The organism is Streptomyces sp. NRRL S-378 (assembly GCF_000720645.1).
Classification (GTDB): domain Bacteria; phylum Actinomycetota; class Actinomycetes; order Streptomycetales; family Streptomycetaceae; genus Streptomyces.
Genome location: NZ_JOBX01000017.1, coordinates 163,532 through 180,459 on the forward strand (window position 1 = coordinate 163,532; position 16,928 = coordinate 180,459).

Annotated in this window: 13 protein-coding genes; 4 read left to right on the forward strand and 9 right to left on the reverse strand. The window is 75.4% G+C overall.

The window, feature by feature from the left end; genetic code table 11:
• The first annotated feature begins 279 nt into the window (after positions 1–279).
• The gene (locus tag IH80_RS0115475; RefSeq protein WP_051809367.1) at positions 280–2,028 is read left to right on the forward strand and encodes a serine hydrolase domain-containing protein; all 1,749 of its coding nucleotides are present in this window, start codon (positions 280–282) and stop codon (positions 2,026–2,028) included.
• A gap of 73 nt (positions 2,029–2,101) precedes the next feature.
• On the opposite strand, the gene IH80_RS0115480 is transcribed toward IH80_RS0115475, so the two are convergent.
• Together IH80_RS0115480 and IH80_RS0115485 are read right to left on the reverse strand one after the other, a co-directional pair.
• Positions 2,102–2,476 (reverse strand): VOC family protein, encoded by a 375-nt coding sequence (locus IH80_RS0115480; RefSeq protein WP_030960936.1) that lies wholly within the window; start codon positions 2,474–2,476, stop codon positions 2,102–2,104.
• Positions 2,477–2,691: 215 nt separating this feature from the next.
• A complete protein-coding gene (locus IH80_RS0115485; RefSeq protein WP_030960938.1) occupies positions 2,692–3,327 on the reverse strand; it encodes a TetR/AcrR family transcriptional regulator in 636 nt (211 codons plus the stop codon).
• Positions 3,328–3,404: 77 nt separating this feature from the next.
• On the opposite strand from IH80_RS0115485, the gene IH80_RS0115490 reads away from it, so the two are divergent.
• Both IH80_RS0115490 and IH80_RS0115495 read left to right on the forward strand, forming a co-directional pair.
• Complete coding sequence (locus tag IH80_RS0115490; protein ID WP_037880012.1) at positions 3,405–4,616, forward strand: FAD-dependent monooxygenase; 1,212 nt, start codon at positions 3,405–3,407, stop codon at positions 4,614–4,616.
• 39 nt (positions 4,617–4,655) lie between these two features.
• Positions 4,656–5,105, forward strand: coding sequence for a nitroreductase family deazaflavin-dependent oxidoreductase (locus IH80_RS0115495; protein WP_051809350.1), 450 nt, complete (start codon positions 4,656–4,658; stop codon positions 5,103–5,105).
• 34 nt (positions 5,106–5,139) lie between these two features.
• Here the strand turns inward: IH80_RS0115495 and IH80_RS0115500 are convergent, their stop codons facing one another.
• The 4 genes from IH80_RS0115500 to IH80_RS0115515 all read right to left on the reverse strand — a co-directional run bounded on the left by IH80_RS0115500 (position 5,140) and on the right by IH80_RS0115515 (position 10,930).
• Complete coding sequence (locus IH80_RS0115500; protein ID WP_234432251.1) at positions 5,140–6,153, reverse strand: alpha/beta fold hydrolase; 1,014 nt, start codon at positions 6,151–6,153, stop codon at positions 5,140–5,142.
• A 78-nt stretch (positions 6,154–6,231) separates the two neighbouring features.
• Positions 6,232–7,818, reverse strand: coding sequence for a phytoene desaturase family protein (locus IH80_RS0115505; protein WP_030960943.1), 1,587 nt, complete (start codon positions 7,816–7,818; stop codon positions 6,232–6,234).
• Entirely contained in the window at positions 7,815–9,908 is a 2,094-nt protein-coding gene (locus tag IH80_RS0115510) for a serine/threonine-protein kinase (RefSeq protein ID WP_030960945.1), read from the reverse strand. The genes IH80_RS0115505 and IH80_RS0115510 overlap by 4 nt, the downstream gene beginning before the upstream one ends.
• 26 nt (positions 9,909–9,934) lie before the next feature.
• A complete protein-coding gene (locus IH80_RS0115515) occupies positions 9,935–10,930 on the reverse strand; it encodes an oxygenase MpaB family protein (RefSeq protein WP_051809352.1) in 996 nt (331 codons plus the stop codon).
• A gap of 98 nt (positions 10,931–11,028) precedes the next feature.
• On the opposite strand from IH80_RS0115515, the gene IH80_RS0115520 reads away from it, so the two are divergent.
• On the forward strand, positions 11,029–11,421 hold the full coding sequence (locus IH80_RS0115520) for a TOBE domain-containing protein (protein WP_030960947.1): 393 nt from the start codon (positions 11,029–11,031) through the stop codon (positions 11,419–11,421).
• 17 nt (positions 11,422–11,438) lie between these two features.
• Here the strand turns inward: IH80_RS0115520 and IH80_RS41480 are convergent, their stop codons facing one another.
• The 3 genes from IH80_RS41480 to IH80_RS39380 form a co-directional block, all read right to left on the reverse strand.
• A complete protein-coding gene (locus IH80_RS41480; protein ID WP_063757294.1) occupies positions 11,439–12,848 on the reverse strand; it encodes a DUF11 domain-containing protein in 1,410 nt (469 codons plus the stop codon).
• A 238-nt stretch (positions 12,849–13,086) separates the two neighbouring features.
• Positions 13,087–14,046, reverse strand: a complete 960-nt coding sequence (locus tag IH80_RS0115530) for an ABC transporter ATP-binding protein (protein ID WP_030960949.1) — start codon at positions 14,044–14,046, stop codon at positions 13,087–13,089.
• Positions 14,043–16,928, reverse strand: a 2,886-nt coding sequence (locus tag IH80_RS39380) for a hypothetical protein (RefSeq protein WP_030960950.1), incomplete at its 5' end; no start/stop codon positions are given. The genes IH80_RS39380 and IH80_RS0115530, both read right to left, overlap by 4 nt.

Here is a 16,928-nt window from a genome sequence, read left to right on the forward strand (position 1 = left end):
CAGGGGCGGACGCAGAGGCCCGAGCACACGCAGGGCCCGGACCGGGCGCAGGAGCGGAAGCAGAGGCCCGAGCACACCCAAGGGCCGGAGCGGGAGCAGAGGCCCGAGCGGGTGCAGAGGCCCGAGCACACGCAGGGCCCGGACCGGGCGCAGGAGCGGAAGCAGGGGCGGGCGCGGGGCCATGGGGGGTGGCCGGAGCAGGAACCGGACACGGAGCAGGGGCGCGACGCGGCGTCCGGGTCCCGGCGCGCGCCGAGCAGGCGGCGGCTCGGGGCGCGGCTGCTCGCGCTCGGCGGGGTACTCGTGCTGCACGCGGCGCTCCCGGGCGCGGCGGGTGCGGCCGGCAACCCGGCCGAGCGGCGGGCCCTCCAGGGGCTGCGCCTGCGGTACGGGTCCGCGCGCCAGGCCGGACTGCTGGAGAGGCACCTCGAGGCGGTGGCGGACGAAGCCCGGCGGTTCCTGGGCCCGTCCCCCGAGCACCCGTACTACGCGGGGGCGGTGGTCCTGGCCGGGCGGGGCCGCACCGTCGCCCTGCACCGGGCCATGGGCCACGCCGTGCGGTACGCGGACTACGACGGACGGACCGACCGGGTACGGGAGTTCCCCGCGGCCGAGCGGATCGCGATGGCCGAGGACACCGTCTTCGACCTGGCCTCGCTGACCAAGCTGTTCACCTCGATCCTGGCCGTGCAGCAGATGGAGCGCGGACGCCTGGAACTGGAGGCCCCGGTGCGCCGCTACCTGCCGGAGTTCACCGGCGGCGGCAAGGAGGTCATCACGGTCCGTCAGCTGCTCACGCACACCTCGGGACTGCGCTCGTGGGCGCCCTTCTACCAGGAGCCGACGCGCGAGGGGCGGCTGCGGCTGCTGTGGTCGGTCAGGCCGCAGGAGACCCCGGGAAGCGTCTACCGCTACTCCGACCTCAACCTCATCGCGCTGCAACTGCTCCTGGAACGGATCACCGGTCGCACTCTGGACGTCCTGCTCCACGACGAGATCACCGCTCCGCTCGGTATGCACCGCACGCGGTACAACCCGCCGCTCTCCTGGCGCCGGATCACCGCCGCGACCGAGGTGCAGCGGCCGCCCTGGTCCGGGCTGGACCGCGGCCTGGTGTGGGGCGAGGTCCACGACGAAAACGCCTACGCCCTCGGCGGGGTCGCGGGCCACGCCGGGGTCTTCGGCACCGCCTGGGACCTGGCGGTCCTGGCCCGCACCCTCCTCGACGGCGGGGCCTACGCGGGTCGGCGGATCCTGCGCCCGGCCTCCGTCGAGCTGCTCTTCACCGACTACAACACGGCCTTCCCCGGCGACGACCACGGCCTCGGCTTCGAGCTCTACCAGCACTGGTACATGGGTGCCATGGCCACCCCGCACTCGGCCGGCCACACCGGGTTCACCGGCACCTCCCTCGTCCTCGACCCCTCCACCGACTCCTTCCTGATCCTGCTGGGCAACTCCGTCCACCCCGTGCGCACCTGGCGGGCCGGCAGCGCCCCGCGGGTCGCCGTCGGCAACCGCTTCGCCCGCGCCGTCCCGGTCCGTACGCGGCACGGCGGCGCCGCCTGGTTCTCCGGGAACGTCCCCGGCGGCTCGGGCACCCTCACGCTGCCCCCGCTCACCCCGGCCACGGCCGCCGCCCGGCTGCGCTGCGCCGTGTGGTGGGACACGGTGCCCGGGGAGGGCGCCCTGCACCTGGAGGTCTCGCCGGACGGCGTGGACTGGGCGCCGCTGCCGTTCACCACGCTGCGGTCCACCGGCGGTGTCACCGAGGAGTGGCCCGACGGCTCCGTCGGCGGCTGGTCCGGGCGCATCTGGCACCGGCTGGAGGCCCCCCTCACGGCCGCCTGGGAAGGCCGTGAGGTGCGGCTGCGGTTCCGCCACACCGCCACGGGCCGCTACGTCGGCCGCGGGGTGTACGTGGACGTCGTCCGCGTGGCGGAACCGGCCCGGCTGCTGTTCGCGGAGGACCGGCCCGACGACGCGGCGCGCGTCGAGGCCGTCGGCTGGAGCCGGTCCGCGGACTGACCGGCGGACCGGCCGGCGGACCTGCTGGCCGACCTGCCGGGCGGCCGGTCCGCGGACCGTTCGGAAGGGCGAGTCAGTCGCGGACCAGGCAGAAGGGGTGTCCCGCCGGGTCCGCGTACACGCGCCAGCCGCGCCCGTCCGCCCCGTCGAGCAGGGTCCCGCCGGCCGCGAGCACCTCCTCCTGCGCCCGGTCCAGGTCCGCGACGCCGAGGTCCAGGTGGAACTGCTGCGGCCGGCTGGGGTCGGGCCAGCGCGGCGGCTGATGGTCCGTCGCCCGCTGGAAGGCGAGCACCAGACCGGACGGCGTGTGAAGCGTCGCCCAGGTGTCGTCGAGGGACCAACGCCGGTCCTGCTGGTTGACGTTGCCGCCCAGCAGCGACCGGTAGAAGTCGGCGAGCGCCTGCGGCTCGGGACAGTCGAGGACCACGCACTGCAGTTCAGCGATCATGACCGGATCCTAGAGGTGCCCGAACAGAAAATCCTGGCCCTCCCGGACGTATGAATCAAGCCATGCGAAGGGGTGTATTTTCAGCCACGCCGGGCGTAGCGTAAGCGCACTCCACCAGGAGGAACGCACCGGCCCTCCCGCCTTGATCCCGCCGGCGCGTACCGATGGAAGAGCCCCGCCGCCACATCCCCCGGTGCGGCGGGGCTCTTCCGCGTTCAGGCCGGGTCCGCCAGGACCGCGGCGAGCATACGGCGGGCCACCGCGGCCAGTTCGGCGAGGTCCGGGGCCGGACGGGAGCGGGCCAGGGCACCGGCGAGCCGGTCGTAGAGGAGCCCTTCGGTCCAGGCGACGAGCAGTTCGGCGGCCTCTAGGGGCCGTTCGGCCCCGAGGGCGGCCACGATGCCCGCGGCGCGGACCCGGGCCCCCCGCCCCGCCCTGTGGAGGTCCGCCTCCAGCTCAGGATTGCGCGCGGCCTCCAGGCTCAGCTCGAAGCGGGCCAGCTGGCGCTCGCGCCCCACGGTCAGCCAGCGGTACAGCAGCCCCGCCAGCGCCGCCGCGGCCGCCTCCCGGTCGACCGGGTCCCGGCCGGGCGCCCCGGGGAGGGCCGGCGGGGCCGCCCCGGAGGAGGTCCCTGCGTCCACGTCCGCGAGGTCCAGTTCGGCCAGCCGCTGGTAGCAGGCCCCGATCAGCGCCGTCCGGGTGCGGAAGTAGTACGACGTGCTGCCCGCGGGCAGGCCCGCGGCTCCGTCGACCGCGCGGTGGGTCAGACCCCGGAGCCCGGCGGCGGCCACGAGGCCGATCGCGGTGTCGGCGATCAGCGTTCTGCGATCAGCAGAGGGAGAGGTGGACATCAGGTCACTCTACAGCTGTAGAGTGACACCGTCGCCCTCTACAGATGTAGAGGCTCGGGAGAAGGCAGGGGTCCCTCATGTCTGCAGTTCAGCGTCACGCGGTCGTCGCCGGCGCGGGGATCGGCGGGCTCACCGCGGCCCTGGCCCTGCACCGCAGGGGCTGGCGGGTGACCGTCTGCGAGCGCGCCCCCGGCCCGGCCGTCGTCGGCGCCGGGATCGTCCTCGCGCCCAACGCCCTGCGCGCCCTCGACGCCATCGGCTTCGACATCTCCCGCACGGCGGGCCGCACCCTCCCGGCCGCGATGGGCCTGCGCCGCCCCGACGGCCGCTGGCTGAGCCGCGCGGACACCGCGGCCCTGGCCGCCCGCTACGGCGGGCCGCCGCTCGCCCTGCACCGCTCGGCGCTCGCCGACGCCCTGGCCGACGAGCTCCCCGAGGGGACTGTCCGCTACGGCGTCGCGGTCACCTCCGTGGACGGCGCCGACGGCTTCCCCGTGGTCCGCACCTCGGCCGGCGAACTCGACGGCTCCGCCGATCTCGTGGTCGCCGCGGACGGCATCCACAGCCCGCTGCGCCGCCGGTACTTCCCGGACCACCCGGGCCTGCGCCACAGCGGGGAGACCGCCTGGCGCACCGTCCTGCCGGCCTCCGCGAGCCCGGCCGGGACGGCGACCGCGGAGACCTGGGGCCGCGGCGAGCGCTTCGGCGTGGTGCCGCTCGCCGACGGGAGGACCTACCTCTACGCCACCGCCGTGGCCCCCGAGGGGTACCGGCCCGCCGATGTCCGCGCCGAACTCCTGCGCCGCTACGGCACCTGGCACGACCCGATCCCGGCCCTGCTGGAGCGGATCGACCCGGCGTCCGTGCTCCAGCACGACCTGTACGACCTGGCGGCCCCGCTCCCCCGCTTCCACCACGGGCGTCTGGCCTGGCTCGGCGACGCCGCCCACGCCATGACGCCCAACCTGGGCCAGGGCGGCTGCCAGGCCGTCGAGGACGCCGCGATCCTCGCGCACCTGCTGGACGGGGCCGGGACCGGAGGTGTCCCGCAGGCCCTCGCCGCCTACAGCGCGGCCCGCTGCGCCCGTACCGACGCCATCCGCGTCCGGGCCCGCCGCGCGGGCCGGATCGCCGCGGTCACCCACCCCCTCGCCGTCGCCCTGCGCGACCTCGCAGTCCGCGTCACGCCCGACCGGGCCGCGCACCGGGCGATGGACGACCTTTTCGACGGGTTCACCCTTCCGGCCGGAATGGCCACCGCACCCAGGGGCGTTGGCACTCGTTGGTGAGGTTCGTTGACCGTTCGACACGAAGGCAGGCGACACCGCATGACGACCGGAATCGACTGGGACCACCCGACCGACCCGCGGGAAGGGAGCTGGCAGCTGGAGCACGTCAAGCAGTACGCGGGCTCCGGCGGCACCGAGGGGCAGTACTGGAACGGCACCCAGACCCTCCTGCTCACCACCGTCGGCCGGGTCTCCGGCCGCCCCGTGCGCACCCCCCTCATCTACGGTGAGGCCGACGGCCGCTATCTGCTCGTCGCCTCCAAGGGCGGCGCCGACGAGCACCCCCTGTGGTTCCGCAACCTGAGCGCGCACCCCGAGGTCCGCATCCAGGTCGGCACCCGGATCCTCCAGGGCACGGCGCGCACCGCGAACGCCGAGGAGCGCGCCGCGTACTGGCCGGTGATGGTGAAGCACTGGCCCGCCTACGACGAGTACCAGGCCAAGACGGACCGGGAGATCCCGATCGTGGTGATCGAGCCCGCCGCGTAGGCACGTCGGCGGGCTCGATCACCCGGGGGACGCCTCAGCGGCAGGTGCGCGCCACGCGCTCCAGCTCGTCCGCCCATACGGCCGCGTCCCGCGGGCCGACGTGCGGCGCGGCCAGCGACCGTACGCGGAATCGGTTGCGCGGCGTCGTCCCGTCCGCCTCGCGGATCATCAGGTCCTGGAGGGCGGGCGGGATCGCCCGGTCCGCGTCGAACCGCAGGAACGTGCGCGGCACCCGCCCCCACCGGTCGGGCAGTCCCCGGGCGTCGGCGGCGCCGATCGCCGCCGACTCGTCCGGTTCGAGGATGTTCAGGAGCGCCCGCACCTCCGCGTCCGACCAGTCGGCCGCCAGTGCCTCCTTCACCGCCGCGAAGAAGGCGGGGTCGCCGGAACGCCAGTTGACCCGGTTGACGCCCAGCTCCAGCGGGGTCTTGAAGGCGGGGATCCGGAACAGGGCGCTGGAGGCGGCCTCCGGAGTCGTCATCAGCTCCATCACCGAGCTGTGCCGCGTCGGGCAGAAGGCGGAGGCGTACACCAAGTGGGAGATCAGCTGGGGCACTTGGTTGGCGACCGCGTTCAGCGTCACCCCGCCCAGGCTCTGGCCGACCAGGACGACCGGACCGGACCGGTGCGCGGTGCGCACCGTCTCCACCACGTGGGCCGTGAAGTCCGCCAGTGTCACCCCCGCGATCGGCGACGGTTCCGTGGCCAGCCGTTCCAGGTCCTGCGGAGCCTGGTAGGAGACGGGGAAGTAGGCGCCGGGCCCGTGGCCGGGCAGGTCCACCGCGATCGCCCGGTGGCCGCGCAGGCCCAGTTCCCGCAGGACCGGGCTCCAGCCGTAGGAGTTGCTTCCGGAGCCGTGGACGAGGACGAAGACGGGGGCGCCCCGCCCCCGGGTGTCGGCGTGCGCGGCGGAGGCCCCCGCGCCCACCGCCGTGACCGCCCCGGCCCCGGCGGCGGCCGCCCTCAGGAGCCCGCGTCGGGTCGACCCGCCGGAGCGCCCCGCGCCGCCCATGTCCCTCGTACCGTTCACACCCTTTACGTTACTCATGAGTAACACCCTAGGGCAGGGCCTCAGTTGACCGGCGGATTTCGGCCGGGCCGCCCGGGCCGGGCCGCCCGGCGGCTCCTACCGCCCCAGCACCGCCATCGCCGCGTTGTGGCCGGGGACCCCGCTGACGCCGCCGCCGCGCACCGCGCCCGCGCCGCACAGCAGGACGTTGCGGTGGGCCGTCTCCACGCCCCACCGGCCGCCGCCCTCGTCCTGGCCGTCCTCGTCCGCGTACGGCCAGGACAGGTCGCGGTGGAAGATGTGCCCGCCGGGCAGCCGCAGTTCGCGTTCCAGGTCCAGCGGCGTCTTCGCCTCGATGCAGGGGCGGCCGTCCGCGTCGAAGGCGAGGCAGTCGGTGAGCGGTTCGGCCAGGTGCGCGTCGAGCTGCGCGAGGGTGGCGGTCAGCAGCACCTCGCGGGCCTGCTGGTTGTCGTGCCCGAACAGCCGGGCCGGGGTGTGCAGGCCGAAGAGGGTGAGCGTCTGGTAGCCCTGCTCGACCAGTTCCGGCCCGAGGATCGAGGGGTCGGCCAGTGAGTGGCAGTAGATCTCCGAGGGCGGCACGGACGGCAGTTCCCCGGCCGCCGCCTCCGCGTAGGCACGGGCGAGTTGGGTGTACCCCTCGGCGATGTGGAAGGTTCCGCCGAAGGCCTCGCGCGGGTCCACGGTGGTGTCCCGCAGCCGGGGCAGCCGGCGCAGCAGCATGTTGACCTTGAGCTGGGCGCCCTCGGGGGCCGTCGCCGGGTTCTGGGCCGGGGTCTCGCCGAGGAGTTCGGCCAGGGCCCGAGGGGAGGCGTTCACCAGCACCGTGCGGCCCACGACCCGGCCCTCGCCGGTCGCCGTACGGAACACCACCTCGGCCGGAGCGACGCCGTCCGTGTCGATCCGCAGCACCTCGTGGGCGGTGGCGATCTCCGCCCCGGCCTTGACCGCGGCAGCCGCGAGGGCGTCCGTCAGGGCGCCCATGCCCCCGACCGGCACGTCCCAGTCGCCGGTCCCGCCGCCGATGACGTGGTAGAGGAAGCACCGGTTCTGAGCCAGCAGAGGGTCGTGCGCGTCGGCGAAGGTGCCGATGAGGCCGTCCGTCAGGACCACCCCGCGGACCAGGTCGTCGGTGAAGTGCCGCTCCACGGCGACGCCCAGCGGCTCCTCGAACAGCATCCGCCACGCGGCCTCGTCGTCGATCCGCCGGCGCAGCTCGGCCCGGGTGGGCAGCGGCTCGGTCAGGGTCGGGAACACCGTGCGGGCCACCCGTCCGGTGGTCTCGTAGAAGGCGCGCCAGCTCTCGTACTCCCGGTCCGAGCCGGTGAGCCGGGCGAAGGACTCCCGGGTGCGCTCCTCGCCGCCGCCGACGAGCAGTCCGCCGGGCCGCCCGTCGCGCTCGGTCGGGGTGTACGAGGAGACCGTGCGCCGGCGTACGGCGAAGCTCAGCTCCAGGTCGCGCACGACCTTGCCGGGCAGCAGGGAGACGAGGTACGAGTAGCGCGAGAGGCGGGCGTCGACGCCCACGAAGGGCCGGCTGGAGATCGCCGCGCCGCCGGTGTTCCCGAGCCGCTCCAGGACCAGCACCGAACGGCCCGCCCGGGCCAGGTAGGCGGCCGCCACCAGCCCGTTGTGCCCGCCGCCCACGATCACGTCGTCGTACACGTCCCGCCCGAAGGTCGTCATGGCTCTTGGTAGCACACCTGGCCGAGCCGCTCCAGACAGTGGGCCTCGTCGGCGTGGGCCAGCACCGTCTCGGGATGCTCGTCGCCGAGCGACCGTTCGCGGATGCCGGACAGGTCCCGGTAGATCGGGAGGGCCTCGTCCCAGCGGCCCAGCCGGCCCAGGCCTACGGCCAGTTCCCGGCGGCTGACCAGGGTGTCCGCGTGTTCGGCGCCGAGCACCCGGGCCCGGGCGGCGGCCACCTGACGGGCCTCGGCCACGGCCTCCTCCCAGCGGTCCAGGCGACCCAGGTTGACGCCCAGGACGTGCCGGGCGCGCAGCGTCTCGGGGTCGGTGGCCCCGTAGGCGCGGGTGCGGTCGCGGACCAGGGCCCGGAAGAGGTCGAGGGCCTGGGCGCTGCCGCCGGTGCGGCCGAGCGCGATGCCGACCTCGTAGCGGGCGGCCAGGGTGTCGGGGTGGTCACGGCCGAGGACCCGTTCCCGCGCGGCGGCGACCTCGCGGAATCCGGCCAGCGCCTCGTGCCAGCGGTCGAGCCGGCCGAGCACGTACGCCGCCTCGTACCGGGTCAGCAGGGTGTCCGGGTGCTCGGCGCCCAGGACGGCCGCCCGGTCCGCGGCGACCGCGACGGCCGTGGTGTGGGCCTCCGCGTACCGGCCCAGCGCGCGCAGGGCGCAGGCCAGGTTGTGGCGGCAGCGCAGCGTGTCGGGGTGGAGTTGGCCCATGCTGCGCTCGCGGGCGACGAGCACCGCGCGGTAGACGTCGTGCGCCTCCTGGTGGCGGCCGAGCCGGCCCATCTCGTACGCCGCCTCCTGGCGGGCCGCGAGGGTGTCGGCGTGGTCCGGGCCGAGGACCCGGGCGCGCCCGTCGGCCACGGCCGCGTACACGGAGAGCGCCTCCTCGGGGCGGCCGGCGCGGCTGAGGGTGTAGGCGCGGGCGTGGCCCGCCGCGAGGGCCTCCGGGCCGTTCTCGCGCGGGCCGACGGGACGGGGGAAGCCGTAGGCCACGGTGAGGCGCGGGTCCTCGGCGGGGGCGGGGCGCACGATCGTCGCGTACCGGTCGCCGCCGGGGCGCGGGACGGGCTGTTCGCCGCTGGGCCGCACGGCCGTCCAGGAGCCGGTGAGCACGGCCCATTCGCCGCTCGCGGGCCGCGCCTCGATGCCCGCTTTGCGGCCGGCGGTCATCCCGCGGGCCCAGGCCGGGAGCGGGGCGAGGGCGCCGGACGGCCCGCCCGGGCCGAGCCGGGACTCCACGAGCCTGCGGTGCACGTGGCGGGCGTCCTGAGGACGGTCGTCGGGGCATTTGGCGAGCAGGTCGAGGACCACCTGCTCGAAGTAGCCGGGCAGCTCGGGGCGGTGCCGGCGCAGCGGCACGGGCGCGGCATCGCGGTGGCCGATGAGCACCGACCAGGAGTCGCCGAGGTCGAAGGGCGGGGCGCCGGTGGCGATCTCGTACAGGACGCAGCCGAGGGAGTAGAGGTCGCTGCGGTGGTCGACCTCGCCGCCCGCGATCTGCTCGGGCGACATGTAGTGCGGGGTGCCCATGGCCATGCCGCCACCGGTGAGCTTGGCGGTGAAGCCGATGTCGTGCGCGAGCCGGGCGATGCCGAAGTCGCAGATCTTCACGGTGCCGTCGACGAGCCGCATGATGTTGGCCGGTTTCAGGTCGCGGTGGACGACGCCCTGGTCGTGGGTGTAGCCGAGGGCGGCGGCCATCTGCTCGGCGATGTCGACGACCACGTCCACGGGGAGCGGGCGGGTCTCGTTGTCCTCCATGAGCTGGCTGAGGTTGCGCCCTTCGAGCAGCTCCATGACGAGGTAGAGGGGACCGCCTGCGGCGCTGTCGTCGCCGAAGTCGTGGACGACGGTGACGCCGCGGTGCTGGAGGGACGCCGCCACGCGCGCCTCGCGCCGGAAGCGCTCGCGCAGGACCTGCGTGAAGTGGGCGTCCTGGTCGGCGCCGATCGGCTTGAGGCACTTCACGGCGACGTGCCGGCCCAGCGATTCGTCCCGGGCGCGCCATACCTCGCCCATGCCGCCGCGCCCGATCAGATCGAGCGACCGGTACCGGCCCTGGATCAGTCTGGACTCCGCCATGTCTTGAAATCGCCCCCGTCGTCGCGCTACGCCCTCCCCGGCCGGTCCAGTATGGCCGCTGATGTACGCAGTGTGTACGGAGAGGGGCGGCTCCCGGGGCCCATGCGACGCATCGCTTTCAAGATGTGACCTGGCGGCAGCTGCCAGCGTAGACCTGCGGGAATGCTGCGCAGGACGCGTCCGGTGAGACGCAGGCGCCGGGTGACGCTGCGAGGGGCCGGGGCGGGCCGCCCGTACAGCTGGTGCGCCCAGCCGGGGAGGGAACCGTACGCGAGGCCGGCGAGCGGGCGCCACAGCAGGTTTCGGCCAGGCACCAGAAGGGCAGGGACGGGCGGGCCGCGCAGGAAGTCGTCCACGGCAAGGGCGTCGGGGCCGGCGGCGAGCTCCGGGCGGACCTTCTCGAAGTAGGCGGCGAGCCCGGCGGTGTCGGCGGGGACGTCCGCCGGGTCGAGTCCGACGAGCCGTGCGTTGACGCGGTTCTCGTCCACGTATCGGTCGGCCTGGGCGGCGGTGAGGGCGATGCCCGATCGGCGCAGGACGTGCAGGAAGCTGTCGATCTGCGCGCAGTGGATCCACAGCAGCAGCTCGGGATCGTCGACGGGGAAGGTCCGGCCGGTGGCCGGGTCGGTGGCGGACAGCCCGCGGTGGATGGCCCGGACGCGGCGGCCGGCGTGCTCGGCGGCCTCGGTGGTGCCGTAGGTGAGGGTGCCGACGAAGTCGGCGGTGCGCAGCAGCCGGCCCCAGGCGTCGCGCCGGAAGTCGGAGTTCTCCATGACGCCCCGCACGGCGCGGGGGTGGAGGGCCTGGAGGTAGAGGGCGCGGACCCCGGCGATCCACATCATCGGGTCGCCGTGGCACTGCCAGGTGACGGAGCCGGGGCCGTAGAGCCCCGGGTCGGCGCCGGATCCCGTCCCGGGGGCGGGTTCCGCTTCGGGGCCGGGTCCGGGGCCGGGTCGTCCGGGGCCGGGTCGTCCGGGGCCGGGTCCGGGGCCGGGTTCGGGTCCGGTCGCGGTGTTCCCCATCCCGTACCTCCCCGTCGCAGGTGCCCGGCGGTTCCAGCCTACCGAGACCGGCGTCCTCGGGGCAGCGGTCGGATCGGCCGGCCGCATAGAGTTGCCGGGTGCAGCTCTACACCATCGGCGAGGCCGCCCAACTCCTCCGCGTCAGCACCGACACCGCCCGCCGCTGGGCCGATGCCGGACGCTTCCCGACCCGGCGGGACGGCACCAGGCGGATGGTGGAGGGCGTCCATCTGGCCGCCTTCTGCGCGGAGCTCGCCCGGGAGGACGCCGAGGACGCCGGCGAGACCTCGACGTCCGCCCGCAACGCGCTGCCCGGCATCGTGACCGCGGTGACGCTCGGCGAGGTCGCCGCCCAGGTCGAGATCCAGGCGGGTCCGCACCGGGTGGTCTCCCTGCTGACGCGCGAGGCGGTCGAGGAGCTCGGGCTCGCGGTCGGCGTGCGGGCCGTCGCCCGCGTGAAGTCCACCAGCGTCCACATCGACGTGGACTGAGCCGCACCGCAAGGCGGTCAGGGGCGGGTCACCCGGGTCACCGCCCTGTCGGTGTTGTTGTTCCGCTTCAGGTCCGGTGTGCGGGAGTGCACCTCGGCCGTCGCGATGACGACGGGACGCTGGGCGGCCCGCACCGTGACGTGGAAGACCCGCAGCTGTCCGGCCCCCAGGGCCTCGACCCGCCGGCTCACCCGGCCGGCGCCGCCCCGGACCGTGGCCGGATCCGTGCCCGTGACCTGCGCACCGCGCGGCAGGTTCAGGGTGACCACCGTGTCCGCCGCGCCGAAGGGACCGTTGTTGGTCACCGTGACGGTGTAGGTGTACTGATCGCCCTCCCGTACGGTGGCCGGCGCGCTCAGGCTGACCGCCAGGTCGGCCCTGGGCCGGCCGGCGTCGGCCTCGATGCGGCCGACGCGGTCGCCGACGATCTCGGTGAACCACATGCCGCCGTCGGGCCCCGCGGTGATGCGGGGCGGGAAGGAGTCCGCGCCGGGCAGCGGGTAGTGCGTGAGACGCCCCGCCGGGGTGATCCGGCCGATGCCGTTCCCGAGTTGCCCGGTGAACCACAGATTGCCGTCGGGGCCGGCGGCGATCCCGTCCGGTCCGCTGTCGGCCGCGGGCAGGTCGTATTCGGTGACCGTCCCGTCGGTGGCGATCCTCCCGATCCGGTTGCCGAAGAGCTCCGTGAACCAGAGCCCGCCGTCGGGACCGGCGGTGATGACGTCGGGTCCGCTGTCGGCGTGGGGCAGGTCGTACTCGGTGACGACTCCGCCCGTGGTGATCCTCCCGATGCGGTTGCCGAGGATCTCGGTGAACCACAGGTTCCCGTCGGGCCCGGTCACGATGCTCTCCGGCCCGCTGCCCGGGTGGGGCAGGGCGTACCGGGTGATGACGCCCGCCGTGGTGATCCTCCCGATCCGGTCGCCGGGGTCCTCGGTGAACCAGAGGTTCCCGTCCGGGCCGGTGGTGATGGCGAACGGCTGTCCGCTGCCCGGCGGCAGGGCGTACTCGGTGACGGCGCCGGCGGTGGTGATCTTCCCGATCCGGCCGGTGGTGTCCGTGAACCACAGATTGCCGTCGGGACCCGCGGTGATCCCGAGCGCGTCGTGGGCGGTGCCGGGCAGCGGGAACTCGGTCAGCTTCCCGGCAGGGGTGAGCCGGCCGATCTTCCTGGTGCCGGTCTCGGTGAACCAGAGGTTGCCGTCGGATCCGGCGGTGATGCCGCTCGCCGCGCTGCCGGCGGCCAGCGGGTACTCGGCGATGTCCCCGACCACGGCACGTACGGGGACGGGGACGGGGGCCGGGGCGGCGGTGGCCGGCGGGCCGGCGAGGCCGAGGAGGAACGCGGCGGCCAGCGGAAGGGCCCAGCGCGCGCGGCGGCGTCGGGCGGTGGGGGGCGGGGGCCCGCCCGGGGTGCGGGGGGTCATCGGCGGCAGACCTTTCGGCCGGGGTGCGGGGGCGGGCCCGTCCGCGGGCGAGCCCTCGCCGGCGGGTCCGGGCGCTGTCGGGCGGCACGCGAGGTCGCGACAGCGGCGCCCTCCGGCATACCGGAGGCGTGCGCGCACTGCAGCGTAGGGGCCCGGATGACGCCCTGTCAGTCCGCGGTGGGCCAAGAGGCTGACGCCCGGCCGAGTGCTCCCGCCGCGCCGCCGCCCCGAACGCCCCCTAGGAGGCCCGGTCCGGGCGGAGTTCGATGTGGTCCGCCGCCAGGTCGACCGCCACCCGGTGTTCCATGCCGAGGGCCTCCAGGAACTTCGCGGGGAGCTGGACGCGCCCCGAGCGGTCCAGGACTACGTACTCGCGCTCGCTGATCGACTCCTCGCCGTGCTCGTCGGTGACCAGGCGGCGCAGGACCTCGCTGCTGGTGCGGCCGTCGCGGATCGCGACGGTGCGGCGGACCTCGCCCGCCACCATGGGGTCGTGCGTCACGATGACCACCGTCACGCCGAGTTCCTTGTTGACCGTGCGGAAGGCCTCGAAGACGGCAGCGGCCGTCTCGGAGTCGAGTTCACCGGTGGGTTCGTCGGCCAGGAGCACCTGGGGGTCGTTGGCCATCGCCACGGCGATCGCCACGCGCTGCTGCTGGCCGCCGGACAGTTCCGCCGGGAGCCGGTGCGCCAGGTCGCCGATCCCGAGGGCGTCCAGGATCTCCGCCACCCTGGCAGCGCGGCGGGCGCTCCCGCCGCGGCGGGAGCCGCCGCCCTTCAACTGCATCGGCAGCGCGACGTTCTGGGCGGCCGTCAGGAACGGCAGCAGGTTGCGGGCCGTCTGCTGGAAGACGAACCCGACCGCTTCGCGCCGGTAGCGCAGCCGGTCCCGTGGTGTCAGTTCCAGGAGGTCGTAACCGGCGACGGCCGCGCTGCCAGCCGTCGGGACGTCCAGTCCCGCCAGGATGTTCAGGAGGGTGGACTTGCCGCTGCCCGAGGCGCCGACGAGCGCCACCAGGTCGCCCTGTTCGACCGTCAGCTCCAGCCCCTGGAGGGCCTGCACCTCGATGCCGTCCGTGCTGAAGATCCGTACCAGGCGGTCGCAGGCGATCGCGGCGTCCGCCGTCCGGGCGCGGGGCTCCGCGGCTGCCGTCGCCCGGCGGCGCAGCTCCTCGTACGTCGGCTGGTCGCTGTTCAACGCTGGTCTCCCGCTCTCAACTCGGTGGTGATCTGCCGTCGCCCGGATGTCGCCGCCTCGACCAGCACGGCCACGGCGACCAGGGCGGCCAGGCCCAGTGCCTGGGTCAGTACGGGCGCCGCCGTGAGCCGTACGCCGGTCGGCACGCTCGCGCCGACCAGGGTGGACAGGTCCATCGCCGGGCCCAGCAGCACCACCGCGGCGGCCGCCACCAGGGCCCCGCCCAGGGCCGCCGCCAGGGTCTGCGGCAGGGTCTCGGCAAGGATCAGTGCGACGCCCTGCCGACGGCGCAGGCCCATCGTGCGCAGCCGGGCCAGCAGGGCCGCGCGTTCTGGGACGGTCCGCATCAGCGTCAGCAGGACCGCCAACAGGGCGAAGCCGGCCGCTCCGGCGACGGACGCCCAGAAGAGGCGCTCGGCCGACCGCTGCAGCGGATCGGCGCCCAGCGCGGCAACGGCGTCGGCGCTGGTGCGTACGGGATACACCTCGTCGTCCGGCTGGGTCCCCGGGGCCGGGCCCTGCCCCGCGGCGGGGGCCGGGGCGGTGGGCGACGGGGACGCCGGCGGGGTCGCGGACGCGGGCGCCGGCGGGGTCGCGGACTCCGCAGGCAGCGCGGACCGGACCAGTGCACGTAGCCGGTCACCGTCGACGGGGCCGAGGCCGAACCACCGGTTGGGCCGGTCGGAGCCGCCGATCAGGGCCGCCGCGCGGCCCGCGGGCAGGACGACGGTCGCGGCGTCGGCAGCCGGGACCGCCGGGGTGCAGTCGATCACGGCGGCGCCCCGGACCCGCACCTCGCCGCCGTTGCCGGGCTGGACGGTGAAGGTGCCCGAGCCGCCCAGGCGTGCCACGCCGGAGCTGAACAGCGCGGGCACCGGCGCGTCCGCGGACTCCCCGCCGCCCGTGGCGAGCAGGGCCGGGTCGAAGCGGCCGCAGTCGAGGACGCGGGACAGTTCGGCGTACGCGGCCGGGTCGACGACGATCAGGTTGACCTGGCTGGAGCGCTGGACGGTGCCGACGAGGGCCGAGTCGTGGTCGATCCACAGCGGTACGGAGGTCCGTACGCCCGGCAGTTCACCCGCGGCCTTCGCGAGCCCGTCCGGGAGGTTCGCCTTGCCGAAGGCGGAGATCGACGCGTCGCCCCCGACCGTCAGCCGGGCGACCCCGAGGCGGTTCGACTCGACGGACTGCAGGACGGTGGCTCCGAACCCCCCGGTGGTGATGGCGAGGAGCACGGCGGCCATCGGCAGGACGGAGGGACCGGAGCGGCCTGTGCCCCGGGCTCCGGAGCCGCGGGCGGCCCGGGCCAGCCCGAGGAAGCCGACCAGTCCGGAGCGGCGGCCGGCCGCCCGGGCGAACCACCCGGTCACCACCGGCTGGACCCGGGCCAGCAGGAGCGCCCCGCACAGGGCGAGCAGCAGCGGCGCCGCGACGAGCAGCGGGTCCGGGTCGCTGCCGGCCGGGGCGACCCCGCGGCGGCGGACCTCCAGTACGGCGGCGGCCGTGGCGGCGAGGACGAGCAGTTCGGCCACGGGCCGACGCCAGCGCCCGGCCGGGCGCGGCGGGGTCAGCAGCACGGCCGCCCGTACCGGGAAGGCCAGCAGCGCGAGCAGCGCGACGGCCGCGGCGGAGAGCACCGCGGGGGCGAGCCGGGGTGTGGGCAGCAGGAGTACGGCGAGTGCGGTGGCGGCCGCGGCCGCCGGGAGGACGGTGACGGCGCCCTCCCGGAGGAGGCGGCCGACGATGGCGGAGCGCGAGCCGCCGCGTGCCAGCAGCAGCCGCAGTTCGGCGTCCCGCCGGTCCGCGGCGAGCGCGCCGGCGAGGCACAGGACGACGAAGGCGACCCCGCCGACCCCGGCCGGTCCGATCAGCGCGAGCGGTGCCGCCGCCTGCCTGCGGTCGTGGGCCTGCTCGAACAGCTCGGGCAGCCACGAGGTGGTCCGCAGCCGCTCGCGGCGGGTCTCGAACGCGAGGCGGGCGGCGGTGGGACCGGCCACGTAGGAGGCGATCTCCTTCTTCGTGGCGTCGAGCCGGTCGGCCCGCAGGCGGCCGACGTCCACGGGGAGGCGCCAGAAGTCCTCCGCGTCGTGGCCCCAGAGGTCCATCCGTTCGAGGTCGCCGGCGCCGATCAGGGCGTCGGCTTCCCAGAGGTAGCTCTCCCCCACGAAGGTCTTGCAGGCGCGCGGGAGGCAGTCCAGGTCCACCCAGAAGTCCTCGGTCTCGTCCGGGACCGAGTAGAGGCCCACGACCTCCACGGACGGCGTGCCGTCGACCAGGGGCGCGCTCTTCAGCACGGACCCCACGCGGGCGCCGATGGTCCGGGCTGCCTCCTGCGACAGGGCGACCTGGAGCGGCGGCTCGTAGGCGGCGGCCCCGGCGGACCGGGGGGTGTCGCCCGGCCAGCGCCCCTCCACCAGCTTCACGTGGTCCTGCGCCTGCTGGATGTACAGCAGGGACATCTTGGGCGGCAGGCGGTGCGGCCGGGAGAGTTCCGGATTCAGCAGCGGCTGCCGCTTCGTGGTCCGCGTGCCGTGGACGACCCGGTCGGTGTCGACGTGGAAGGTGTTCCCGGTCTGGGCGAGAAGGCTCTTCAGCGTCCGGTCCAGGGCCTCGGTGCTCTGCCCGGCCCCGGGTGCCGGCGCGGTCGCCTGCAGGCTGGTGCGGGTCGACCCGCTGTCGGTCAGGAAGGACCGCAGGGCCTGGTCGGCTCCCCGGTCCTGGGCCCGTGGCAGTGCGGCGGCGAACAGGACGGCGACGAACGCCAGCGCGGCGGCGAGCAGCGTGCCGAGCGGAGCGGCGCGCAGCCGGGTCCGGACCCACGGCGCGGGCCGCGTCCCGGCCCGCGGGGCGGCGGGCGGCCGGGGGGTGGACCGCGGCGGGGT

What these genes read in the sequence shown, in the direction of transcription:
- IH80_RS0115480 (WP_030960936.1), bottom strand. Translation starts at nt 2,476, where the DNA reads ATGATCGCTGAACTGCAGTGCGTGGTCCTCGACTGTCCCGAGCCGCAG.
- IH80_RS0115515 (WP_051809352.1), bottom strand. Translation starts at nt 10,930, where the DNA reads ATGGGGAACACCGCGACCGGACCCGAACCCGGCCCCGGACCCGGCCCC.
- IH80_RS0115495 (WP_051809350.1), top strand. Translation starts at nt 4,656, where the DNA reads ATGACGACCGGAATCGACTGGGACCACCCGACCGACCCGCGGGAAGGG.
- IH80_RS0115510 (WP_030960945.1), bottom strand. Translation starts at nt 9,908, where the DNA reads ATGGCGGAGTCCAGACTGATCCAGGGCCGGTACCGGTCGCTCGATCTG.
- IH80_RS0115490 (WP_037880012.1), top strand. Translation starts at nt 3,405, where the DNA reads ATGTCTGCAGTTCAGCGTCACGCGGTCGTCGCCGGCGCGGGGATCGGC.
- IH80_RS41480 (WP_063757294.1), bottom strand. Translation starts at nt 12,848, where the DNA reads ATGACCCCCCGCACCCCGGGCGGGCCCCCGCCCCCCACCGCCCGACGC.
- IH80_RS0115505 (WP_030960943.1), bottom strand. Translation starts at nt 7,818, where the DNA reads ATGACGACCTTCGGGCGGGACGTGTACGACGACGTGATCGTGGGCGGC.
- IH80_RS0115500 (WP_234432251.1), bottom strand. Translation starts at nt 6,153, where the DNA reads ATGAGTAACGTAAAGGGTGTGAACGGTACGAGGGACATGGGCGGCGCG.
- IH80_RS0115485 (WP_030960938.1), bottom strand. Translation starts at nt 3,327, where the DNA reads ATGTCCACCTCTCCCTCTGCTGATCGCAGAACGCTGATCGCCGACACC.